Here is a 22474-nt window from a genome sequence, read left to right as displayed (position 1 = left end):
TGCGCGCTCGCGCCACGCTCTTCGAAAGACAGAGCTTCGCTGTACTTGGACCGAGGGGGAGCGACCGTCGTGGTCACTCCCCCTCGGGTTCAAGCTATCGGCGCAGGCCGAGACGCTGGATCAGCGCACGGTAACGCTCGATGTCCACCTTCATCACGTAGTTCAGCAGCCGGCGGCGGCGGCCGACCAGCAGCAGAAGCCCGCGACGGGAGTGGTGGTCGTGCTTGTGAGCCTTGAGGTGCTCGGTGAGGCCGACGATGCGCTTGGTCAGCAGCGCGACCTGGGCCTCGGGGGATCCGGTGTCCGAGTCGTGCACGCCGTACTCGGCAAGGATCGTCTTCTTTTCTTCGGTGGACAACGCCACTGTGGTGCTCCTAGATTTCTGTGCCGTGCGGCCCGGACGATGTCTTCACGCCGGGTGAGACGGTCACGGCCGCCACGGACTGCAGCCGGACCCAATCGTGAAGGCTACCAGCCTCGTGATCAGCGGCTTCAGGCGCGGGCGTGGTCCAACGCGTACGACCGGATCACCCGGTAGCGCGACGGCTCTTGCTCACGGTCACTGCTCATCAGAACGGCTTCGGTCGCCGTCCAAGTCTCACTGGTGAACCCGGCCAGCCGCTCCACCCACGCGCTCGCGGCTTCCGGCCGGTCGCGGGGGAAGCGGGCCAGTGTCAGGTGGGCCACGTACGGCCTGCCTTCATTCCCCGCACCGGCCTTCGTGGCCAGCTCGTGGAGCCCGGTTCCGGCAACACTCAACCACAGCACCCCGGGGAATGTCGCGGCCTTTTCCAGCCGGAGGCCGATCGGGCCCGCGCCGGCCAGCCGCCCGGCGAGCCATTCGCCTCGCTCGTCCGCGTCGTCCTCGCCGTAGAAACCGAGGGTGATATGCCAGTCCCCTCGCGTCGACCAGCGGAAACCTTCGTCCTCGGGTGCGGCCAGCGCGGCGGCGACCTCGTCGAGGACACCGTCCGGCGGGATCAACGCACTGAAGAGGGTCATGGGCGCGTGACTCGCGTCAGGATCCGTTCCTCGCGGCACGGCGCAGCAGGTCCGCCAGCGCGGGGAAGTCGTCGTCGAGCACCTTCGCGGCTTCGGTGAGGTCTTCGTCCTCGCCGATGTCCCGCAACGCCACGAGCACACCCTGGTCGTCGGCGACGGCGCCGACCGGGATGCTGTCCCTGCCCACCGTCGGCCGCGAATCGCGGACGTCTTCCAGTGCCTCCTGCATGGCCTTGCGGTCTCCCGCGGCGACCGCCGGGACCAGGACCTTGCGCTCCAGCATGATCATCTTGGCGAGGACGACCGGGTTCCCGATCTTCGCGCGGCGTCCGCTCATCACCTGGCTGAGCATGGGCGCGCTGATGCCGAGGACCTCCGCGAGGAAGGCCTGGGAGATGTCGAAGGCGACGACCAGTCTCCGCACGCGATCGCCGAGCGGCTCCCCGTACCACTCCTTCTGCAGCGCGATGTTCCGCTGGACGATCTTGTGGTCCTCCACCTGGTCCGCTCCCCTAACCCCATCGAACGCCATGCGCGGTCCGTGACATCTTGCCACCGGAACGCACGTGGGCGGGCGTGTTTGTCGATTGTCATCCGGCCTGGGCCGAAACGATCAGTCCTGCTCACCGAGCAGGTCCCTGGTCCGGGCGACGTCCTCGTCGATCTGCTTCACCAGACCCTCCGACGTCGGGAAACGGACCTGATCCCGCAGCTTGGCGACGAAATCGAGCGCGACGTGCTGCCCGTAGAAATCCTCGTCGATATCGAGGACGAAGGCCTCGACGGTGCGCTCCCTGCCCGAGAAGGTCGGGTTGGTCCCGACCGACACGGCGGCGCGCAGCCGCCGGCTGGAATCCGACGAACGGGTGAACCAGGCGCTGTAGACCCCGTCTGCGGGCACCGCCGCGAAACGCGGCGTCGACAGGTTCGCCGTCGGGTAACCGAGATCGTGCCCCCGGCCGTCACCCCGGACGACGATGCCCTCAAGCCGGTGCGGCCTGCCGAGCGCTTCGGACGCCGCGATGACGTCTCCGGCGTCGATGCACGAACGGACGTAGGTCGAGGAGAAGGTGATCTCGTTCTCGGTCTGTTGTTGCGCGAGCAGCCCCTGCAATTCCGCGCCGTATGCCACGAAACCGAACCGCTTCCCCAGCGTGCGGAGGAGATTGACGTCACCGGCGGCCTTGGCGCCGAAGGTGAAGTTCTCGCCGACGATCACCGCGGCCGCGTGCAGTTTGTCCACGAGGACCTCGTGCACGAACTCGTGCGCTGTCAGCCTGGACAGTTCCAGCGTGAACGGCAGTACGCAGAAGACGTCGACGCCCATGCCCTCGACCAGTTCCGCCTTGCGGCGCAACGTGGTCAGCTGCGCGGGATGGCTGCCCGGCCGGATCACCTCCGACGGATGCGGGTCGAAGGTGAGCACCACACTCGGCACGCCGCGTTCGGCGGCGGCGCGGACCGTCCTCGAGATCAGCTCCTGATGACCGCGGTGCACGCCGTCGAAGACGCCGATCGTCACCACGCACCGTCCCCAGCTCCCGGGAAGGTCACCCAAACCACGCCAACGCTGCACTTGTGCCCCGTCTCCTCCAGGCCTGCTTCGTGCACCACCCTAAGCGGGCAGCAACACGACCACCGAGCGGGCCAGTTCGCCTTCGTCCGCGGCGAGTGCGAGCACCCGGCCGTCCGGTCCGAACATCCCGTAGGTCCCCTCGATCCCGGCCGCGGGCACCCTCTGTCCATATCGGACCGCCTGTGCCATGCGGACGTCCAGATCGCGGCGCGGGAACGCGGCGGCGACGGCGGCGTCGAGGTCCAGCGACAGTTCCGGCTTGTCTTCGAGCTGATCGAGGGTGCGGGCCTTGGCGAGTGTGAACGGCCCGACCGTGGTGCGCCGCAACGCGAGCAGATGCCCGCCGACGCCGAGCCCGGCGCCGAGGTCGCGGGCCAGCGCCCGCACGTAGGTCCCGGACGAACACTCGACGACGGCGTCGAGTTCGATCCGGCCGGCCTCGCGGCGGGTGGCGAGCAGATCGAAGCGGTGCACGGTGACCGGACGCGGCGGGATCACGACCTCTTCGCCGGCACGGACCCGGGCGTACGCGCGTTTGCCGTCGATCTTCACCGCGCTGACCGCGCTCGGCACCTGCTGGATGTCACCGGTCAGCAGGGCGATCCCGGCGGCGATCGCGTCGTCGGTGATCTTCTCGACCGTTTCCGGGGCGGCTTCGGCGATCGGCTCGCCCTCGGCGTCGTCGGTCGTGGTGGACAGTCCCAAGGAGAGGGTCGCGAGGTAGGTCTTGCGGTCCAGCGCGAGATGGCCGAGGAGCTTCGTCGCGCGTTCGATGCCGAGCACCAGCACGCCGGTGGCCATCGGGTCGAGGGTGCCGGCGTGCCCGACCTTGCGGGTGCCCATGAAGCGCCGCGCCCTGGCGACGACGTCGTGGGAGGTCATCCCGGACGGTTTGTCGACGATGACGAGACCGGGCGGCGGAGCGGGACGTTTCTTGGCTGGAACCTGATTGGGGCGCGACACGGGCCGAACCCTATCTTTCGGGCCGTCGCCTAGGACGAGACGGGCAGCGGGGCTTCGGCGTCCCAGCGGCGGCGGCGGATCTGCACCGGGATCTCCTCGCCGCGGGCCTCGGCCTCGAACAGCACGGCGCGGGTGCGCCGCCACCACACGAGCATCCGGAAGGTGCCGAACGCGAGCACCGCCATGACGGACAGCAGCGCCAGGCGGAACGTGCCGCCCGTCCACTCCAGCAGCACGCCGACCGCGAGCGCCGAGATCGTCGTGGCGACGAACCCGCCGACGTTCACGACACCGGTCGCGGTGCCGACGCGCGAGAGCGGGTTGTAGTCCCGCGCCAGCGCGAAGCCGATCATCGACGCGGGGCCGCCGAGGGAGAGGAACGCGAACGCGGGGACCAGTACCGCGACCGGGACCGTCCCGTTCCAGCCGAGCAGGACCGCCCACATCACCGCGGCGCTGCCGATGTACCCGCCGACGAGCGGCATCCGTAGCGACGGCCGCCGTCCGATCAGGCCGCCGACGATCGGGCCACCGATCATCGAGCCGAACACGAAGACGATCAGCAGCGAACTCGCGGTGGACTTCGGATATCCCTGTCCCTGCACCAGGAACGGGACTCCCCACAGCATGGTCAGCACATTGGGGGCGAACATCGTGCTGAAGTGCACCCAGAATCCGAGCCGGGTCCCCGGCGTGCGCCACGCGTCGGCGACCTGGCGGCCCAGCACCTTCGGATGCACCTTTTCGCGGACGGGCTCCGGCGTACCGCGCGGGATGTCTTCGACGCGGAGGGCGACGACGGCGGTGTACAGCGCGGTCACCAGGCCGACGGCGAGGAACGTCGGGGTCCAGCCGGGACCGTCGAGCAGCAGACCGAGCGGAAGGGTCGCGGCGAGGTTGCCGACGTAACCGATCGCCCCGGTCAACGCGGCGAGCAGCGCGTACTGGCGGCCGGGGAAATGCGCGGCGATCAGCCGCAGGATGCTCACGAAGGTCAGCGCGTCACCGAAACCGACGACGGCGCGGGCGAGCAGGCCGAGCGGGTAGGAATCGGCGACCGCGAGCAGGAGCTGGCCGAGGCCGAGGAAGAACACGGCGCCGGTGAGCACGCGGCGCGGGCCGTAGCGGTCGACGAGGACGCCGGTGGGGATCTGCATCGCGGCGTAGACGCCGACCTGCAGCACGGTGAACGTGCCGAGCGCGGCCGCGCCGACGCCGAAGCGGTCGGCCGCCTGGAGCCCGGCGACGCCGAACGACGTGCGGTGGAAGACGGCGAGAAGGTAGACGGTGACGGCGGCGAACCAGATGAACCAGGACCGGCGAGTGGCTCGGCCTGTCACAGTGATTCCTCCTCGAGGACGGCTCCGGGCAACAAGAGACGCCCGCGCTGCCGCCTCATATAGTTGTAGCTCCTAAGCAACGACGAAACATAGCCGTTACCCGGGTGGTTTTCGCCACAGGGACGCTCGCCACCCCCGCAATTCGTCACCTACTTGCGTGGGATCGGGACGCAAGCAGGTGACGAATTGCGGGGGTCAGGACGCGCGGACGGCGCCTTCCACGGCCCATCGCCCCGAGCGCCACCGCACCAGCAAGGTCGCCAGCCGCAGCAGCATGAAGAGCGAGAGCCCGGTCCAGATCCCGGCCAGCCCCCAGCCGAACGCGAGCGACAGCCAGACCAGCGGCAGGAACCCCAGCGCCGCGCTCAGCAACGTCGCGTTGCGCAGGAAGGCGGCGTCGCCTGCGCCGAGCAGGACGCCGTCCAGCGCGAACACCACCCCGGCGATCGGTTGCAGCGCGACGAAGAACCACCACGCGTGCGGGATCTGCCCGAGCACGGCCGCGTCCGAGGTGAACACCTGCGGCAGCACCCCGGCCACCGACGCGAACACGACACCGAGGAAACAACCGAATATCAGGCCGTACACGGTGATCTGGTTCGACACACCGCGCGCCCGTTTGCTCGCACCGGCGCCGAGGGCGGCGCCGACGAGCGACTGCGCGGCGATCGCGAGCGAGTCCAGGACGAGTGCGAGGAACGTCCACAGCTGGAGCACGACCTGGTGCGCGCCGACCGCCTCGGTGGACGTCCGCGCGGCGAACGCGGCGGCGGAGACGAAGCACGCCTGGAAGGCGAGACTGCGCAGCACCAGGTCACGGCCGAGGCCGAGCTGAGCGCGCATCACCTTCGGCTCCGGGCGCAGCCCGACCCGCTCCCGCACCAGTGCCACGATGAACAGCGACGCCGAGATCACCTGCGCGACGACGTTCGCGATCGCCGAACCTTCCAGTCCCCAGTCCGCGCCGTACACCAGCAGCGGGCACAGCACGGCGGAGATCCCGTTGCCCGCCAAGACATAGCGCAACGGTTTCGCGGAGTCCTGCACGCCGCGCATCCAGCCGTTGCCCGCCATCGTGATGAGGATGAACGGCGTCCCGAACAGCGCGATCCGCAGCCAGGAGACGGCCGCGTCGGTGATCGCGGCGTCCCCGGAGAGGACCCGGGCGATGGGCGCGGCCAGCAGCTGCCCGGCGACGATCACGACCAGCCCGACGATCACCGCGAGCCAGGTCGCCTGGACACCTTCGCGGACCGCGTCGCCACGACGTCCGGCGCCGTGCAGCCGTGCCGTCCGCGACGTGGTGCCGTACGACAGGAACGTCAGCTGACTCGAAACCTGCGAGAGCACGACACCGCCGACCGCGAGCCCGGCCAGCGGCAACGCGCCGAGATGCCCGACGACGGCGGTGTCCACCAGGACGTACAGCGGTTCGGCCGCGAGGACACCGAGCGCGGGCACGGCGAGGCCGAGTACGCGTTTCGGCGGGACGCGCTCGTCGAGTTCGGAAGCTTCAGGCACCACCGCAGACTAAAGGTCGGCCGCGGTCACTCGAACGGCTCGTGTGGCGAACGAGGTCATCACGTCCGCCTGCCGCGCAGCATCCGGTCTCCGGCGTCCACATAGGACTCGAAGAATTCGGCGACCTCCTCGAGTCTGGCCTCGGCCGGCTCGCCCTCGGCGGATCGGGCTCCACTCCGGAGCACTCGGACGAAGGCGCGGGTCCGTTCGTGACTGGCGGCGAGGAGCTGCTCGAATCCGCTCACCGCCTCGATGAGCAGACGACGGCTGCCCGGCTGCGGGATGGTTCTGGCGAGTCCCCACGAGACCAGCTCGCGGACGGCCACGCTCACCGCCCCTTTGCTGAGACCGAGTGCCGCGCCGAGCTCGTCCAGTGACACGGGTCCGGAACCGAGCAGGAGCTGTCCGTAGACCCGGCCTGTCGTCCGGGGCAGGTTCCACGACCCGAGGAAGTCGCCCATGGCCGTGACGAACCCGGCGCGGTCTTCGGCGGCCGTCATGCCGAGGGCTCCGCGTCCCAGCCGTCGATGATGACCCTGATGGCCTTGGTCGTCGCCTCCGCCGCGTCCAGGGTGACCACGTGCCCGGCGCCGGGGATGACGTGCTCGGTCACGCCTTCGGCCCGCGCCCAGCGGGGCATCGCGGACGCGATGTTGCCGGTGCGGTCGCCGTCGCCGCGAACGAGGCCGAGCGGAACCGGCGAGCGGTACCCCGGTTCCGGATCGACGAGTGACACGGTGGCTCGCCAGACGTCGAGGAACACACGTTTGGGCATCCGGGCGAACACCGCCTCGCAGTTCGCGATCCCCTCCGGCGTCTCGGCCGAGGCGCGGGCCATGATGCCCGGCAGCCGCGACGCGGGGATCAGCGCCAGCGCAGGGGCGGCGAGCTTCAGCAGGAGCCGTTCCCCCCGGCCGAGCGGACCGGCGTTCCAGGTGGATCCCACGACGACGAGGCCGTGGACTCGCTCGGGAAGGCGGCGGACGAGCGCCTGCGCGAGGTTCCCGCCGAGCGAGTGTCCGATGAGGATCGGCCGGTGGAGCTCGAGGTGATCGAGCAGGGCGATCAGGTCGTCGAGCGCCGCCGTCGCGGTGAAGCGGGCGCCCGGTGCGAGGCTCGACTCGCCGTGCCCGCGTTGGTCCCAGCTGACGACCCGGTGGCCCGCCTCGTGCAGGGCCTCCGCCTGCGCGTCGAACATCCGGTGGTCCATCCCGGCGCCGTGGGTGAAGACGATCGGGCGCCGCTCCCCCGCGAGGTCGCCGTAGCGCAACTCTCCGCCGTCCAGGTGCAGCACCTGGCTCATATTCAGCATTTTCCGAATATAGCAAATTCAGTAATCAGATGTCGCAATCATCGGAATGGTGTTGGTATCCTGCCGTCGAGGCGAGGGAAGGAAGTGTGATGGTCCGGCTGACACGAGCGCAGCAGCAGGCGCGGACCCGTGCCGCGGTACTGGCGGCGGCGCGGGCGGAGTTCGTCGAGTACGGATACGGCGCGGCGAAAGTGGATCGCATCGCCGAGCGGGCGGAACTGACCAGAGGGGCGGTGTATTCGAACTTTCCCGGCAAACGCGCGTTGTATCTCGCGGTGCTGGTCGACCTGGTCGAGCAGGCGGACACCCCGCACGCCGCCGAGGAGCCGGGGTCGGCGGGCGAAGCACTGGGCACGTTCGCGCGGGTCTGGCTGGACAGGCTGCCCCTGGTCGACGACCCCGCTGCCGGCGGACGCCTGCAGTTGCGTTCCCTGACCGGTGTCATCGAGGACGAAACGGGACGAGTGGTCCTCGCCCAGACCGCCCGGCTGGAAGCGCTGCTGCTGGCGCTGACACTGGAGTCCTGCGCCCCCGAAGATCCACCGGCGCGCCGTGTCCGCCTGGCCGAGCTGGCGTTGACGCTGCTCGGCGGTTCGAGTCTCATCGCGGAACAGGCTCCCGGCTTCGGCGACCCCTTCGACCGGGCACGCGCGTGCGAGCACCTGGCGAGCCTCGACCTCACAGACGTCTGGGCACCGGCTCATCTGCCCTACGTGACACCCGCGACTCGAGTGCGGGAGCCATGGGCGCCGCCCGCCGATGTCCGCGATCCGCTCACCGCGGACATGGTCGATCTGGCCTCGGACGGCGTGGTGGTCGTCCTGGGAGGTGGGCGGCTGGAGGCGGCCGAGGAGGCCGTGCGGTCGGCGCGGCCCGGCGAGCAGGTCACCATCGTCGTGGTCACCGGAGATGCCGCGAACATCGGCCAGCTCATTCGCCTGCGCGTCGGCGACCTGGTGGCATGCCTGCGACAGGTCTCCCCTTCCCCGCTGCCGGAGCACCTTCATCTCGTGTTCGACGACGATGGTCGCGTCGCGGCCGCGGTCGGCCTGTCAGAAGTCGGCGACAGCACCGAAGCCGCGGTGCGCGTCCGCGAGAAGGCCGTCGTCGCCCGGGCTCAGGGCCGGGGCGCCGCGTACGCCGTCGCGAAACCGGAAGCCGCTCGTACCGAAGGAGCCACGACGTGACCCGCGCCGGATCGGATACCGGACTGCTCGTGCTGCATGCCCTGCGCTGCGGTGGCTATGCCGGATTGCCGCGCTTGTCGGCGACCACCGGATTGAGCGAGTCCGAACTCGAGTCGGAGCTGATCGACCTCGCGGTCGCGGGACAGGTCACGCGGCTGAGCGGCCTTGACGCCTGGGGTTGCACCGATGCCGGACGCGAAGCCGATGCCGAGCGCATCACCGCACAGCTGGAGGCCGCCGGTGCTCGCGCGGCGGTCAAGGCTGCGTTCGACCGGTTCCTGGTGCTCAACCCGGAACTGCTCGACCTCTGCACCGCATGGCAGCTCCGCCCCGTGGAGGGAGAGCGGATCGTGAACGACCACGACGACCCGGCCTACGACGCCCGCGTCCTGGATCGCTTCGCCGACCTGCACGAGCGCACGATGCCGGTGTGCCACGCCTTGGAAACGGCGCTGCCGCGCTTCGGCCGATACCGCGTGCGACTGGCGAGCGCACTCGACCGGGCCCGATCAGGCGAACTGGCCTACGTCGCGGATTCGACCGCGTCCTACCACGTCGTCTGGGCCGAACTGCACGAAGATCTCCTTGCGACACTGGGCATTCCGCGGTGAAGTGGCTGCGAGAGCTCACCCCGGACACCCGGGAAGATCCCGGGCTCATCGGCGCCAAGGCCCACGGACTCCTCGATCTGCACCGGCTCGGCCTGCCGGTGCCGGCCGGATTCGTGGTCACCACCGAAGCGTGTCGCGCCTTCCTGCGCGACGGCCACTTCCCCGACGGGCTCCGTGACGAGCTGACCGCGGCGACGCGAACATTGGAAGAGACCGCCGGCTCGTCACCGCTGACCGTGTCGGTGCGTTCCGGGGCCGGCGTGTCGATGCCCGGCATGATGGACACCATCCTGAATCTCCGGCCCACCGCCGAGCAGCTGGAACCAGCCGTCGAGGCGGTCTTCGCCTCCTGGGAGACACCGCGGGCACGCACCTACCGGGAACTGCACGGCATCGACCACGATCTGGGCACCGCCGTGATCGTCCAGGAAATGGTCTACGGCGACCGAGACGACCGAAGCGGCACCGGAGTCGCCTTCAGCAGGAACCCCAACACCGGTGAGCCCGCCCCGTTCGGCGACGTGCTGTTCGGCCATCAGGGGGAAGACGTCGTCGCGGGCACCTCGCCTGTCCTGCCGCTCGCCGGCCTCGCCACCCGCGAACCGCACGTCTGGAAGACACTGACCGAAGCGCTGGACCGGCTGGAAGACCACTACCGCGACGCGGTCTATGTCGAGTTCACCTTCGAAACCGGGGTCCTGTGGCTCCTCCAAGTACGCCCCGGACGCTTTACCGGTGCCGCGGCGATCAGGGTCGCCGTCGACCTCGCCGACGAAGGACGCATCAGCCGAACCGAGGCGGTGCACCGGGTTTCACGCCGTCAGGTCGAGCGTGCCCGCACACCTCGCATCGCCCCGCGGCCGGATACGACCCTGCTCGGTCGCGGAACAGGGGCGTGCCCAGGCGTCGCGACCGGCAGGATCGCCACGACCACCGAGGCCGCGAGACGGATGGCGGCCGACGGTCCGGTCATCCTCGTCCGCCCCGAGACCTCACCGAACGACATGAACGGACTCGCCGTGGCGGCGGGCATCCTCACGGCACGGGGCGGCCCGGCCAGTCACGCCGCCGTCGTCGCCCGTTCCCTCGGCAAACCCGCCGTGGTCGGCATGGGCACGCTCGCCATCGACGAGACGAACGCGTCGATCACCGTGGGCGAGCGCACTCTCGTCGAAGGAACGCTCGTGACCATCGACGGAACCGGCGGAGAGGTCGCCCTCGGCCGCGTGCCGACGGTCACGAGGGAGAACGAGGACCATCTGGAACGCTTCCTGGCCTGGACCGAAGAAGATGCTCGCCTGCCGCGGTCGTGAGTGGCGATTCGGGTTAGAACACGAATCGCCACTCACGACGCTCAGGGGCGCTGACCCGGCCCGAAGCCCGTCCATCGCAGCTCTTCCGGGAGATGCCCCATGTCGTTGTACATCAGCAACGACGGGGCGGCGCCGTCGTAGTGGTCGATCACCGTCAACGCGGTGTTCCCACAGCTCAATCCCAGCCAGCGCTCCGGAGGCGCGTCGAGCGCGTCGCACACCAACCAGGCGACCGGGTAAGCGTGCGTCACCAGCACCTCGTGCGTTTCCACCTCGGCAGGGCGAGCGAAACGCTCCGTCAACGCGGCGGCGATCCGCGCCCCCTCGGCCGCTTCCTCGGGGTCGTAGCCGTCGAACAGCCCGCGCCAGGCCGGAGGCGGATCGGCCGGCACGTGCGGCACGTTGTCCACCAGCTCCGTCGCCTCGCCCACCGACGCACCCCTGAGATGCTCGCCGATGATCTCCGCGGTCTTCACCGCACGCGACAGCGGCGAATGCCATACGGCGTCCACCGGCAGGCGTGCCAGCCGCTTCGCCAGCAGCTCGCACTGGCGCCGCCCCACTTCCGTCAACTCGCCGAACGGATCCGCGGCCCCGTGCCGGACCACGTACAGGTGTCTCGTCGCCATGACGCCTCACTCTCGGATGTTGTTACCATTCCAATGGTAACAACATCCAGCTCAGCGAAGGAACGGTTCGTACTGCCGCTGGAGGCGGAGTGCCTGGATCTGCCGCGTGGTGTCGAGCGCGACGCCGACGAGGAAGACGAGGACTACCTGCAAGGCCACGCCGACGACGGGAACCCGCGTACTCACGTCCAGCAAGCCCAGCCCGGCGACCGGGATCACCGCGACCACTCCCGAGCAGAGAGCTCCGAAGGCGATGATCCGGCGGTTCACGTATTCGAGGTATTCGGCGGTCCAGTTCCCCGGCCGGATCCCGGGGACGAAGCCGCCGACCCGCACCAGTTCGCTCGCCACCTTGTCCATGTCCTGTGCCACGGCCGCCCTCATGAAGGCGAAGAGGCAGACGAGCAGGAAATAGACCGCGATCCGCCTGGGATCGCCCTCGTCACGCAGCCACTCCAACCAGGTCGCGCCGGGCAAGAGCACCGGCACGGACAGCAGCACCGCGGCCAGCACGGCCGGGCTGTTCGCCTGGGGGAACCGAAGCGGGATGTAGGTCGAGGTCCCGCCGAAGGCACGCCTGCCGATCATCCGCTTGGCGTACTGCACCGGGACTCGACGCTGTCCCTGCGCGACGACGATCGTGATCACCGTGATCGACAGCGTCACCACGGCCATGACCGCGATGGCCCCCCAGCCCGTCTTTTCGTGCAGGCGCAGGAATTCCGGCGGCAGCACGGCCAGCACCTGCGCGAGCAGCAGGATCCGGACGCCGTCACCGAATCCCCGCTCGGTGATCACCTCGGTCAGCCGCAGGACAAGCGCGGTGCCCACCGTCAGGCACGCCACGGCGACGACTGTGTCGAGGGCCTCCTGACCGCGAAACCCGAGCACGCCGATCGCGCCCAGCAGGCCGAGTCCGACGGTGAGCCGTCGCCGGTACCGCTTGAGCACACGTGCGCCGGCTTCGCCTTCGTCCCTCAGCGCGGCCAGCCGCGGGATCAGGACGATCAGCGCGCGCAGGACGGGCGGCGCCGCTAAGCAGGGAAGAACACCGAAAGCGAACACCGGCAGCGTGAACAGGCCGCCGCCGGTGAGGAGGTCGAGGATCCAGCGCAGCGGGTGATCGGCTTCCGGTGCGCGGACGGTCACGGAGGGGGCCGGCACGCTCTGGCCCAGCCGGAACACCACGATCACACCCAGCGTGACCAGGATCCGGCGGCGGAGGGAGGCTCTGTCGTTCATCGTGGGGATCACGCTAGGGACGACCGATGAAATTACGATGACACCGCCCGCGCCCAGGTCACAGCAAAGGCGCCCTCGACAAGGCCGCCCTCAGCTTGTCGAGCACCTCGGCCGCCGTGCCTTCCGCAGTGCATCCGGCCGCCTGGCGATGCCCGCCGCCACCCAGTTCCCCGGCCGCGGCCGAAACGTCGACGCCGCCCGTGGACCGGAGCGAGATCTGCCACCGCTGCTTCGGCCCGATCGGCTCGGCTTCCTTGAGCACCACGGCGACCCCGGCCTCCCGTGTGGACCGGACGACGTCGATGACCGCTTCGACCTCCTCCGCGCGCACGCTCCGCGCGACGTCGAGCGTCACGACCGCGTGCGCGAGCCCGAAACCGCGCGCCTCGTCCGGCTCGAGCCGGGCCCCCGCGAGCACGTCCGAAAGCATCGGCAGCCACGCGAACGGATGATCGTCGACGATCTCGCGGACCACCCTGTCCGGGTCCACACCCGCTTCGAGCAGCTTCGCGGCCATCAGATGGGTGGACGGCCGGGCCCGGCGGAACCCGCTCGTGTCGGTGACGAGCCCCGCGTAGAGACAGCGCGCGATCGGCTCGTCGATCTCGGTGCCCAGCTCCTGCAGCAACGCGAAAACGAGGACGGCGGTGGCTTCGGCGGTGTCGTCGACGACGTGGTGCGTGCCGTAGAAGACGTTGGACGCGTGATGATCGATCACCAGGACGTCGCCCCCGGCCGCGCGGACGGCGTCCACCCGCGGCGCGAGCTTCCCGAGCCTGCCCGGGGTCGGCGTGTCCAGCGCGACCAGGAGCCGCTCACTCTCCGGCAGCTCGCTCGCGGGGACGTAGAGCCCGCCGACGTCCAGGCCCCGCAGGGTTTCGGGCATCTCCTCGGGCTCGCCGACCGAGACGCGGACCTTGACGCCGCCGCGCGACTGGAGGGCCCGGCCCAGCGCCAGCGCGCTGCCGAGCGCGTCGGCGTCCGGACGGACATGGCCGAGCAGGGTCACGTCGTTCGCGCGCGCCAGCAGGGCGGCGGCTTCCTTGAGGTTCGGCACTGGAGTCGCTGTCACAATCAGTCAAGCTACGCTCTACCGGATGTCCGAGTACGCGATCCTGGTCTACCCGTCCGCCAACCGGGTCTACACCGACTCCACCCCGGCCCTGCTGCGCGCGGAGCTGGCGGTGTTCGGTCTGTCCGCTTTGGAGACCGAGGTCTCCGAGATCGGCGAGACGGAACTCGGCGGCGTCGGCTACCTCACCTTCACCACGCCCGCCCCGTTGAGCGACCGCGATCTCGCGCTCCTTTCGAACCTTTCCGCGCTGTACGCGCTGTTCGAACTCGGCGACGGCGTCCTGAAGCCGGTGACGATCAGCCCGCTCGCGAACTTCGACTCGGATCTGCTGACCATCCAGAAGTACCCCGGCAAGACGAACGAGCTGTTCACGAAACTGCTCGTCAACGTCACCCTGCTGGCCACGGCGGACCCGGCAGCGATGCTGGAGAAGCCGCTGCACCTGCTGGACCCGCTCTGCGGCCGCGGCACCACGCTGAACCAGGCGATGATGTACGGCTTCGACGCGACCGGTCTCGACGTCGACGGCAAGGATTTCGACTCCTACGAACTGTTCATCAAGACCTGGCTGAAGCAGAAGCGCGTCAAGCACAGCGCCGAAACCGGTCAGGTGCGCCGCAACAAGGTCCGGCTCGGCAGGCGGCTCGACATCGGCTTCGGGATCACGAAGGAGCAGTACAAGGCCGGCGAGGTGCGCAAGCTGAGCTACCTCAACTGCGACACACTCACCACGGACGAACTGCTGCGGCCGAACTCGGTGGACCTCATCGTCACCGACGCCCCATACGGCGTGCAGCACGGCAGCCACCGCACCCAGGACGCGTCGCTCGCGCGCAGCCCGCGGGACCTGCTCGCGGCCGCCGTCCCGGTGTGGACACGGGTGCTGCGGCCCGGCGGCGCGCTCGGCATCTCCTGGAACACCAACGTCGCGCCGCGCGAGGAACTCGCCGCGATCCTGGACAAGGCGGGACTGCGGGTGCGCGAGGACGGGCCGTTCGCGGAGTTCTCGCATCGCGTGGACCAGGCGATCGTGCGGGACCTGATCGTCGCGGCGAAACCGGCCTCGTGAGTGGTGCAGGGCTCAGGGACCTACGCGGTTCCGGCTGCGGTTGGCACCCGACCGAGTCCGTGAAGGCCCCCTTCCCTCGGCTCAGCCGAGGAAACCCGGCCTTCACACCTTGCCGGGGGCAAGGCCACCGGTACCGAGCCGGTCAAGTCTCGTGAGTGGTACTGACGGTTAGAACCAAGGGTGTCTTAGGTACCTACGCGGTTCCGGCTGCGGTTGGTGCCAGGCCCCGGTCCGTGAAGTCGCCGGCCGGCGGGGATGTCGTGAAGGGCCCCTTTGAGACGCTGAAGGTCTCAAAGGAGGCCTTCATTTGTGTGCCTACGTCTGACCTGCGGGTTGGTGGGTGGGTCGTGAGGTGATGTCACCACCAGGCCGATGGACGTCGCGCGTGATCGAAGGCGTAACTCGCGTGTTTAAACGCGGAACTCGCGTGATTGGAGGCCGATCTCGCCCGTGACCGGGTCCGCCGTGAGTTCCGCTTCCAATCACGCGAGTTCCGCTTCCAATCACGCGAGTTCCGCTTCCAATCACGCGTGTCACGCCTAAGGCCACACGACGACCAAGGGGATCTCAGAGCGCGAGCCCCGAGTAGTGGGTAAGCAAATGCGGTGCCCCAAGAGGGCCCTTCACGACACAAGAGTTCGACACCGGAGGGCGCCTACAGCGGGCAGATCGGGATCGCAGGTCCGTGAAGGACTCCTTCCCTACCCTGAGAGTAGGGAAGGAGCCCCTCACTACTCGCCAGAACCGTCCATAACACTCACGAGGGTCAGGCGATGCGTTCCCCCACGAACTTCAGCACGTCGGGCATGACCCCGCGCCAGTAGTCGTCGTTGTGCTCACCGTCGGACATCTTCGCGACGGCGGGGTCGAGTGCCTTGATGAGTTTGCGATCGGCGCGGGCGAAGGGATCCGAGTTCCCGCACCACACCCCCGTCGACGACGCCGAGAGGTCGCCGGTGTGCAGCAGCGGCTCGTGCGATTCCCATTGCTCGCGATCCGCGAAGACCTTGCGGGACTTGGCATCGGGCCAGCTCACGAAGAGCGCGGCACTCGCCACGGCGACGGCTTTGAGGTTCTTGTGATCGCGGGCGTAGCGCAGTGCGCCGAAGCCGCCCATCGAGATCCCGAAGATCGCCGACGCCGGCCGCAGCTGGCGCTGGGCGAGCCAGCCGGGGAGTTCGTCGGACAGCATCCGCTGCGGGTCGTCGGCCTTGCCGACGTCCACCCAGTAGTTGTCGCCGTCGACGGCGGCCACCGCGAAGCCGGGCAACCCGGCGGCGACGGCTTTGTTCAGCGCGTCCTGCACACCGAGGTTCAGGAACGTGCGGGCGTCCGCGCCGCGCCCGTGGAGGGCGAAGCAGACCGGCATCCCGACCCGGGACACACCGTCCGGCGCGATGATGACGAGGTTGACGTCGCGGTTGCGGGCCGCGGACCGCATCTTCTGCACCGTGACCGCTTCGGTGAGCGGCGTCGGGGTGGACGGTGGGGCCACCGGCGGCGGCCCCACCAAGGGCCGGTTCTCGGCGCCGCAACCGGAAACCAGCGCCGAGCCGCCGAGAGCCGCGGCTCCCAGCAGCAGGCCACGCCGGCTCACGGCGTGGCCCACTCCCTCAGCTACGGGTCTCCTCATCGGCGAACTCATCGTCTTCGGCCTCTTCCCGCGGCGGCTTGTACGGGTCGGGTTCGCCGGCGTGCTGCGCACCGGTCGCCCGCCGGGCGACCTCCGCATCGGCTTCCCTGGCCTTCGCGAGGAGGTCTTCGATGCGCTTGGCGTCCTCAGGAATGCTGTCGGCCACGAAGGCCAGCGTCGGAGTGTAGCGGACTCCCGTGCCCTGACCGACCTTCGTCCGCAGCACACCGCGGGCGGATTCGAGCGCCGCGGCGGCACCGGTGTGATCGGGCGTGGATTCCAGATTCTCGCCGAGCACCGTGTAGTAGACCGTGGCGTCGTGCAGATCCGCCGTGATCTTCGTGTCGGTGATCGTCACGTGGTTGAGCCGCGGATCCTTGATGTCGTGCTCGATCGCGTGCGCGACGATCTGTGAGATCCGCTTGGCGAGCTTGCGAGCCCGAGCGGGGTCGGCCATGGGGATTCGTCTCCTCGAAAGATCTTTCGTCAGTCGTCCGGGCCGAGCAGCCGGCGATGGGCGGAGAGCAGTTCGAACTCCGGCCTTCCGGCCACGAAGCGCTCACACGAGTCGAGCACGTCACGGACGTGCACGCCAGTCGCCGCGACCACGGCCACACCGATCAGTGCCCGCCGATGCAGGTCTTGCTGGCCGGCCTCGGCGACGGAGACGTCGAAACGCCTGCGCACTTCGGCCAGCACCGGCTTGATCACGGATCGCTTCTGCTTGAGCGAGTGGACGTCGCCCAGCAGGATGTCGAGCTCAAGAGCTCCTACGAACATATGGGGTTCTGGGTTGTCGAGAAGTGAAGCGGCGCTCCCCCGCCCAGATGCGAGGGAGCGCCGCCCGTGTCACTTACGCACGCGGCTTTTCGCGCTGCTCGTACGTCTCGATGACGTCGCCGAGCTTCAGATCGCTGTAGTTACCCAAGGTGAGACCACACTCGAAGCCCTCCCGGACCTCGGTGACGTCGTCCTTTTCGCGCTTCAGCGAGTTGATCGGCAGGTTCTCGACGATGACGTTGCCGTCACGGAGGAGACGACCCTTGGCGTTACGCCGGATCTCGCCCGAGATGACCATACAACCGGCGATCGTACCGACCTTCGACGACTTGAAGATCCCGCGGATCTCGGCCTTGCCCAGCTCGACCTCTTCGAAGATCGGCTTGAGCATGCCCTTGAGCGCGGCTTCGATCTCGTCGATCGCCTGGTAGATGACCGTGTAGTACCGGACGTCGACGCCCTCGCGGGTGGCCCGCTCGGTCGCCTTGCCCTGTGCCCGCACGTTGAAGCCCAGGACGATCGCGTTGGACGCGGTCGCCAGGTCGATGTCGGACTCCGTGACGCCACCGACACCGCGGTGGACCACGTTGAGCTCGACCTCTTCTTCGCCGACATCCAGCTGCATCAGCGAGGCTTCGAGGGCTTCGACCGTACCGGAGTTGTCACCCTTGATGATCAGGTTAAGGGTGCTCGTCTCCTTCAAGGCCTCATCGAGGTCTTCCAGGCTGACCCGCTTACGACGCGACGCGTTGAGCGCGTTGCGGGTGCGGGCCGAACGCCGCTCGGCGATCTGCCGGGCGACCCTGTCCTCGTCGACGACGAGGAACGTGTCACCGGCGCCGGGCACCGAGGTGAACCCGATGACCTGGACCGGACGCGACGGGGTCGCTTCGGTGACGTTGACGTTGTGCTCGTCGACCATCTTCCGCACGCGGCCGTACGCGTCACCGGCGACGACGGAGTCACCGACGCGCAGCGTTCCGCGCTGGACCAGCACCGTGGCGACCGGACCGCGACCGCGGTCCAGGTGCGCCTCGATCGCGACGCCCTGGGCCTCCATGTTCGGGTTGGCCCGCAGGTCGAGCGCCGCGTCCGCGGTCAGCAGGATCGCCTCGAGGAGACCATCGATGTTGATGTTCTCCCGCGCCGAGATCTCGACGAACATCGTGTCGCCGCCGTACTCCTCGGCCACGAGGTTGTACTCGGTGAGCTGCTGCCGGATCTTGTCCGGGTTCGCGCCCTCCTTGTCGATCTTGTTGATCGCGACCACGATCGGGGCCTTGGCGGCCTGCGCGTGGTTGATCGCCTCGACCGTCTGCGGCATGACGCCGTCGTCGGCCGCGACCACGATGACCGCGATGTCCGTGGCGTTCGCACCACGAGCACGCATGGCGGTGAACGCCTCGTGACCCGGGGTGTCGATGAACGTCACGAGACGCGGGTTGCCCTCGAGCTCGGTCTCGATCTGGTAGGCGCCGATGTGCTGGGTGATGCCACCGGCTTCGCCCTCGCGCACCTTCGTCTTGCGGATCGTGTCGAGCAGCCGGGTCTTACCGTGGTCGACGTGACCCATGATGGTCACGACCGGCGGACGGACCTGCAGATCCTCTTCCTCACCCGCGTCTTCGCCGTAGGTGATGTCGAAGGTCTCCAGCAGCTCGCGGTCTTCTTCCTCCGGGCTGACGACCTGGACGACGTAGTTCATCTCGCCGCCGAGCAGCTCGAGGATGTCGTCCGACACGGACTGCGTCGCCGTGACCATCTCACCGAGGTGGAAGAGCACCTGCACCAGCGAAGCCGGGTTGGCGTCGATCTTCTCGGCGAAGTCGGTCAGCGAGGCACCACGCGGCAGGCGGATCGTTTCGCCGCTGCCCTTGGGCAGGCGAACGCCACCGACGCTGGGCGCCTGCATGTTGTCCATGTACTCCATGCGCTTCTGGCGCTTGGACTTCCGGCCCTTGCGAGCGGGACCACCGGGACGCCCGAAGGCACCCGCGGTACCACCGCGACCACCGGGGCCACCACGACCGCCGCCGCCACGGAAACCGCCGCCGCCTGCCGGGGCACCGCCGCCGCCACCGGGGCCACCGCCACCGGGACGGAAACCGCCGCCACCGCCACCGCCGGGACGGAAACCGCCACCGCCGCCGCCACCACCGGGACCGCCGCGGAAGCCTCCGCCGCCGCCACCGGGACCGCCACGAGCGCCGCCGCCGGGGCCGCCACGGGCTCCGCCACCGGGGCCGCCACGGGCTCCACCGGGACCGCCTGCCGGACGGGCCGGACGGCCCGGCATCATGCCGGGGTTCGGGCGCGGGGGCATGTTGCCCGGGCTCGGCCGGTTACCACCGGGAGCGCCGCCACCGGGACGCGGAGGACGGTTGTCGCCACCCTGCTGCTGGCCACCGGGACGCGGAGGACGGTTGTCGCCGCCCTGCTGGCCGCCACCGGGACGGGGGCCGGACGGACGCGGGGCCGGGGAACCGGAACCCACACCGAACGGGTTGTTGCCGACACGCGGGGTGCGCGGGCCGGGCTTCGGGCCGCCGGGCTTGGGGCCCTGCGGCTTCGGCGGCACGACCGAACCCTGCGACGGCGTCTGGGACGCCGGCGGGGTGGCCGGTGCTGCCGGGGTTTCCTTGGGCTCGGGCTGCTTCGGCTCGGCCGGAGCGGCCTTCGCCGCCGGAGCGACCTCTTCCTTGGGCGCCGGCGGCCTGGGACCGGGGCGCGGACCCGGGCGGACGCCCGGGGTGTTGGGACGGGACGACTGCTGGGCCGGGGCCGACGCCGCCGGAGCGGACTCCGCGGGAGCGGCCGGGGCCTCGGTCTTCGCCGCGGGCGCGGGCTGGGCCTGCTTCGCGGCCGGAGCCGGGGCAGCGGGCTTCGCGGGAGGCGCGGGCGAAGGGCGCGGGCCGGGGGTCGGGACCGACTTCTTCTTGCCGTCCTTGGACGGGTACGCGTCACGGAGACGGCGGGCGACCGGCGCCTCGACGGTGGACGACGCGGACTTCACGAACTCGCCCTGTTCCTTCAACTTGGCGAGAACTTCCTTGCTGGTGATGCCGAGCTCTTTCGCGAGCTCATGTACTCGGGCCTTGCCTGGCACAGCTCTCCTCATCTGGGGAGGCCGGCGGCAGACCCGCAGACCTCGTCCTATTGTCGCGCGTTCATTGATTCAGCTTCACGGCTGACTCATGACGGGTCGACCTGCTTCCTGATTCCATCCGGCACCGGGGATGTCCCGGCGCCCTTAGCCTTCGGCGTGCCGCTCCAGGCGTTCGTGGACACCCTGGGCGTCGAGCGACCCTGGAACACGAAGTGCTCGGGGGAACGCCCTGCGCCGCTCGGCCTTGGCCAGACAGTCCGGCACGGGGTGCAACCAGGCACCCCGGCCCGGCAACCGCCGACGTTCGTCGACGATCAACCGACCGTCCGCCGCGACCACTCGCAGCAACTCACCGATCAAGGCCCGCTTACGGCAACCCACACAGGTGCGGACCGGGGTTTCCCGGTCATGCTGGAGGTCGGTTCCCGGCCGCGGGCTCTGAACCACTTGTAAGTCTACCGCTTCGACCTTCACTCAGCCGAACCGGTTGCCGCGGCGGGCCGCGGCTGCCCGGCGTGTGCTTCGTCACCCTGGTCAGGGGCGGCGTCGCTGCGGATGTCGATACGCCAGCCGGTGAGGCGGGCGGCGAGGCGGGCGTTCTGCCCTTCCTTGCCGATCGCGAGCGAAAGCTGGTAGTCCGGGACGACGACGCGAGCGGTCTTGGCCCGCTCGTCGACGACCCGTACGGAGATAACCTTCGCGGGCGACAACGCATTCCCGACGAACTTCGCCGGGTCCTCGGAGAAGTCGATGATGTCGATCTTCTCGCCCGCCAGTTCGCTCATCACGTTGCGCACCCGCGCGCCGACCGGGCCGATGCAGGCACCCTTGGCGTTGACGCCGGGCACCGTCGAGCGGACCGCGATCTTGGTGCGGTGCCCGGGTTCCCGCGCGACGGCGGCGATCTCGACCGTGCCGTCGGCGATCTCGGGGACCTCCAGGGCGAACAGCTTGTGCACCAGCTTCGGGTGCGAACGCGACAACGTGATCTGCGGACCGCGGTTGCCACGCGAGACGGTGACGACGTAGGCCTTGATCCGGTCGCCGTGCTCGTAGGTCTCGCCGGGCACCTGCTCGATCGCGGGCAGCACGCCCTCGATGTCGCCCACCTGGATGATGACCATGCCGCGGGCGTTGGCGCGGGCGTCACGCTGCACCACGCCGGCGACGATCTCGTTCTCCTTGGCGGAGAACTCGCCGAAGGTCTTCTCGTGCTCGGCGTCGCGCAGACGCTGCAGGATGACCTGGCGCGCGGTGGTCGCGGCGATCCGCCCGAAGCCTTCGGGGGTGTCGTCCCATTCCTCGTCGGTCTGGCCGTCCGGGGTGAGGGTGTGCGCGAGGACGCGGACCAGTCCGCTCTTGCGGTCGATGTCGATCCTGGCGTGCGGCTGGTGGCCCTCGGTGTGCTTGTACGCGGTGAGCAACGCGGTTTCGATCGCTTCGATCACCGTCTCGAAGGGGATGTCCTTGTCCCGTTCGATCGCGCGCAGCGCTGCGATGTCGACGTTCACTTCGGCTCCTCCTTCGGCTCCGTGGTGGCGGCGTTCAGGGCCGACGCATCGTTTTCCAACAGTTTCAGGTCCTCGGCAGGTGGTTGCTTGAATTCGATCTCGATGACCGCTTTGGCCACCGAGGCGTAGGGGACGTCCCGGATCTCGCCGTCGACGAGCACGCGCGCGGACTTCTCCCCCGCGTGACCGACACGGCCGATGAAGGCGGCGCCTTCGGCCGGGGTGATCTTGACGAGGCGGAACTTCGCGCGCCGCCAGTGCCGCCGCACGGTCAGCGGCCGATCGAGGCCGGGCGACGTGACCTCGAGCGTGTACGCACTCGCGATCACGTGCTCGTTCTCGTCGAGCGCGGCGGAAACAGCCCGGCTGACGCTCGCCACCTCGTCCAGCCCGACGCCGTCGTCCCCGTCGACGACGACCTTGACCAGCTGACGGCGGCCTGCCTGCTGGACCTCGAAGGAATCGAGGTCGAAACCCGCGGCCTTGACGGCTTCGGCCACGATGGGCTCCAGCCTGCTGGCGAGGTCGTTGGGCACGGTGGAGCGCTCCTGTTCGGCTGTGGGCGACCCGGCGGTGTGGATCCGGGTTCGGTAGTGGTCCAGCT

The 22474-nt window shown here is 69.4% G+C and carries 23 protein-coding genes; 4 read left to right on the top strand and 19 right to left on the bottom strand.

Annotated features, from left to right (window positions below):
• Positions 1 to 94: 94 nt before the first annotated feature.
• From rpsO to DL990_RS22355, 9 genes are all read right to left on the bottom strand, one after another.
• The gene (gene rpsO / locus DL990_RS22395; protein ID WP_072028105.1) at positions 95 to 364 is read right to left on the bottom strand and encodes a 30S ribosomal protein S15; all 270 of its coding nucleotides are present in this window, start codon (positions 362 to 364) and stop codon (positions 95 to 97) included.
• Positions 365 to 492: 128 nt separating this feature from the next.
• Positions 493 to 1002: an RNA 2',3'-cyclic phosphodiesterase gene (thpR, locus tag DL990_RS22390; RefSeq protein ID WP_125785267.1), complete on the bottom strand. Its 510-nt coding sequence runs from the start codon at positions 1000 to 1002 to the stop codon at positions 493 to 495.
• A gap of 16 nt (positions 1003 to 1018) precedes the next feature.
• A complete protein-coding gene (locus tag DL990_RS22385) occupies positions 1019 to 1501 on the bottom strand; it encodes a helix-turn-helix transcriptional regulator (protein WP_125785266.1) in 483 nt (160 codons plus the stop codon).
• 114 nt (positions 1502 to 1615) lie between these two features.
• Entirely contained in the window at positions 1616 to 2578 is a 963-nt protein-coding gene (locus tag DL990_RS22380; RefSeq protein WP_125785265.1) for a bifunctional riboflavin kinase/FAD synthetase, read from the bottom strand.
• Positions 2579 to 2617: 39 nt separating this feature from the next.
• Positions 2618 to 3541 (bottom strand): tRNA pseudouridine(55) synthase TruB, encoded by a 924-nt coding sequence (gene truB, locus DL990_RS22375; RefSeq protein ID WP_125785264.1) that lies wholly within the window; start codon positions 3539 to 3541, stop codon positions 2618 to 2620.
• 29 nt (positions 3542 to 3570) lie between these two features.
• Positions 3571 to 4881, bottom strand: a complete 1311-nt coding sequence (locus DL990_RS22370; RefSeq protein ID WP_199746538.1) for a nitrate/nitrite transporter — start codon at positions 4879 to 4881, stop codon at positions 3571 to 3573.
• Between the two features lie 195 nt (positions 4882 to 5076).
• Positions 5077 to 6405 carry an MATE family efflux transporter gene (locus DL990_RS22365; RefSeq protein WP_370451367.1) on the bottom strand — a complete coding sequence of 443 codons (1329 nt, stop codon included), beginning with the start codon at positions 6403 to 6405 and terminating at the stop codon, positions 5077 to 5079.
• A gap of 56 nt (positions 6406 to 6461) precedes the next feature.
• Complete coding sequence (locus tag DL990_RS22360) at positions 6462 to 6902, bottom strand: GbsR/MarR family transcriptional regulator (RefSeq protein ID WP_125785261.1); 441 nt, start codon at positions 6900 to 6902, stop codon at positions 6462 to 6464.
• On the bottom strand, positions 6899 to 7714 hold the full coding sequence (locus DL990_RS22355) for an alpha/beta fold hydrolase (RefSeq protein WP_125799804.1): 816 nt from the start codon (positions 7712 to 7714) through the stop codon (positions 6899 to 6901). The genes DL990_RS22360 and DL990_RS22355 overlap by 4 nt, the downstream gene beginning before the upstream one ends.
• An 89-nt stretch (positions 7715 to 7803) precedes the next feature.
• Between DL990_RS22355 and DL990_RS22350 the strand changes: the two genes are divergently transcribed.
• From DL990_RS22350 to DL990_RS22345, 3 genes are read left to right on the top strand one after another with little or no spacing between them, the layout of a single operon-like run.
• Positions 7804 to 8901 (top strand): TetR/AcrR family transcriptional regulator, encoded by a 1098-nt coding sequence (locus DL990_RS22350; RefSeq protein ID WP_125799803.1) that lies wholly within the window; start codon positions 7804 to 7806, stop codon positions 8899 to 8901.
• On the top strand, positions 8898 to 9512 hold the full coding sequence (locus tag DL990_RS41510; protein WP_233598878.1) for a transcriptional regulator: 615 nt from the start codon (positions 8898 to 8900) through the stop codon (positions 9510 to 9512). The genes DL990_RS22350 and DL990_RS41510 overlap by 4 nt, the downstream gene beginning before the upstream one ends.
• Positions 9509 to 10825 carry a PEP/pyruvate-binding domain-containing protein gene (locus DL990_RS22345; protein ID WP_199746537.1) on the top strand — a complete coding sequence of 439 codons (1317 nt, stop codon included), beginning with the start codon at positions 9509 to 9511 and terminating at the stop codon, positions 10823 to 10825. Before DL990_RS41510 ends, DL990_RS22345 begins: the two co-directional genes overlap by 4 nt.
• A gap of 41 nt (positions 10826 to 10866) precedes the next feature.
• Here DL990_RS22345 and DL990_RS22340 read toward each other — a convergent pair whose 3' ends face one another.
• From DL990_RS22340 to DL990_RS22330, 3 genes are read right to left on the bottom strand one after another with little or no spacing between them, the layout of a single operon-like run.
• A complete protein-coding gene (locus tag DL990_RS22340) occupies positions 10867 to 11454 on the bottom strand; it encodes a histidine phosphatase family protein (RefSeq protein WP_125785257.1) in 588 nt (195 codons plus the stop codon).
• Positions 11455 to 11505: 51 nt separating this feature from the next.
• The gene (locus tag DL990_RS22335; RefSeq protein WP_125799801.1) at positions 11506 to 12696 is read right to left on the bottom strand and encodes a preprotein translocase subunit SecY; all 1191 of its coding nucleotides are present in this window, start codon (positions 12694 to 12696) and stop codon (positions 11506 to 11508) included.
• A gap of 58 nt (positions 12697 to 12754) precedes the next feature.
• Positions 12755 to 13753, bottom strand: a complete 999-nt coding sequence (locus tag DL990_RS22330; RefSeq protein ID WP_125799945.1) for a bifunctional oligoribonuclease/PAP phosphatase NrnA — start codon at positions 13751 to 13753, stop codon at positions 12755 to 12757.
• A 40-nt stretch (positions 13754 to 13793) separates the two neighbouring features.
• On the opposite strand from DL990_RS22330, the gene DL990_RS22325 reads away from it, so the two are divergent.
• Positions 13794 to 14840, top strand: coding sequence for a TRM11 family methyltransferase (locus tag DL990_RS22325; protein ID WP_199746536.1), 1047 nt, complete (start codon positions 13794 to 13796; stop codon positions 14838 to 14840).
• A 766-nt stretch (positions 14841 to 15606) separates the two neighbouring features.
• Here DL990_RS22325 and DL990_RS22320 read toward each other — a convergent pair.
• The 7 genes from DL990_RS22320 to rimP form a co-directional block, all read right to left on the bottom strand.
• The gene (locus tag DL990_RS22320) at positions 15607 to 16473 is read right to left on the bottom strand and encodes an alpha/beta hydrolase family protein (RefSeq protein ID WP_125785255.1); all 867 of its coding nucleotides are present in this window, start codon (positions 16471 to 16473) and stop codon (positions 15607 to 15609) included.
• A complete protein-coding gene (rbfA, locus tag DL990_RS22315; protein ID WP_125785254.1) occupies positions 16454 to 16930 on the bottom strand; it encodes a 30S ribosome-binding factor RbfA in 477 nt (158 codons plus the stop codon). The genes DL990_RS22320 and rbfA overlap by 20 nt, the downstream gene beginning before the upstream one ends.
• Positions 16931 to 16959: 29 nt before the next feature.
• Positions 16960 to 17253, bottom strand: coding sequence for a DUF503 domain-containing protein (locus DL990_RS22310; protein ID WP_125785253.1), 294 nt, complete (start codon positions 17251 to 17253; stop codon positions 16960 to 16962).
• 73 nt (positions 17254 to 17326) lie between these two features.
• A complete protein-coding gene (infB, locus tag DL990_RS22305; protein WP_125799800.1) occupies positions 17327 to 20359 on the bottom strand; it encodes a translation initiation factor IF-2 in 3033 nt (1010 codons plus the stop codon).
• 144 nt (positions 20360 to 20503) lie between these two features.
• The gene (locus DL990_RS22300; protein ID WP_091597421.1) at positions 20504 to 20806 is read right to left on the bottom strand and encodes a YlxR family protein; all 303 of its coding nucleotides are present in this window, start codon (positions 20804 to 20806) and stop codon (positions 20504 to 20506) included.
• Between the two features lie 23 nt (positions 20807 to 20829).
• Positions 20830 to 21870 (bottom strand): transcription termination factor NusA, encoded by a 1041-nt coding sequence (gene nusA / locus DL990_RS22295; RefSeq protein WP_125785251.1) that lies wholly within the window; start codon positions 21868 to 21870, stop codon positions 20830 to 20832.
• On the bottom strand, positions 21867 to 22406 hold the full coding sequence (gene rimP, locus DL990_RS22290) for a ribosome maturation factor RimP (RefSeq protein ID WP_125785250.1): 540 nt from the start codon (positions 22404 to 22406) through the stop codon (positions 21867 to 21869). Before rimP ends, nusA begins: the two co-directional genes overlap by 4 nt.
• Positions 22407 to 22474: the final 68 nt, after the last annotated feature.

This window comes from Amycolatopsis sp. WAC 01416, assembly GCF_003947485.1.
In the GTDB taxonomy this organism is placed as follows: Bacteria; Actinomycetota; Actinomycetes; order Mycobacteriales; family Pseudonocardiaceae; genus Amycolatopsis.
Note: the sequence above shows the minus strand (reverse complement) of the source record. Positions and strands in the feature narration are given on the sequence as shown.

Coding starts and splice junctions, on each gene's coding strand:
- DL990_RS22355 (WP_125799804.1), bottom strand. CDS start 7,714: ATGCTGAATATGAGCCAGGTGCTGCACCTGGACGGCGGAGAGTTGCGC.
- DL990_RS22360 (WP_125785261.1), bottom strand. CDS start 6,902: ATGACGGCCGCCGAAGACCGCGCCGGGTTCGTCACGGCCATGGGCGAC.
- rbfA (WP_125785254.1), bottom strand. CDS start 16,930: ATGGCCGACCCCGCTCGGGCTCGCAAGCTCGCCAAGCGGATCTCACAG.
- DL990_RS22310 (WP_125785253.1), bottom strand. CDS start 17,253: ATGTTCGTAGGAGCTCTTGAGCTCGACATCCTGCTGGGCGACGTCCAC.
- DL990_RS22320 (WP_125785255.1), bottom strand. CDS start 16,473: ATGAGGAGACCCGTAGCTGAGGGAGTGGGCCACGCCGTGAGCCGGCGT.
- DL990_RS22350 (WP_125799803.1), top strand. CDS start 7,804: ATGGTCCGGCTGACACGAGCGCAGCAGCAGGCGCGGACCCGTGCCGCG.
- thpR (WP_125785267.1), bottom strand. CDS start 1,002: ATGACCCTCTTCAGTGCGTTGATCCCGCCGGACGGTGTCCTCGACGAG.
- DL990_RS22340 (WP_125785257.1), bottom strand. CDS start 11,454: ATGGCGACGAGACACCTGTACGTGGTCCGGCACGGGGCCGCGGATCCG.
- DL990_RS22325 (WP_199746536.1), top strand. CDS start 13,794: ATGTCCGAGTACGCGATCCTGGTCTACCCGTCCGCCAACCGGGTCTAC.
- DL990_RS22335 (WP_125799801.1), bottom strand. CDS start 12,696: ATGAACGACAGAGCCTCCCTCCGCCGCCGGATCCTGGTCACGCTGGGT.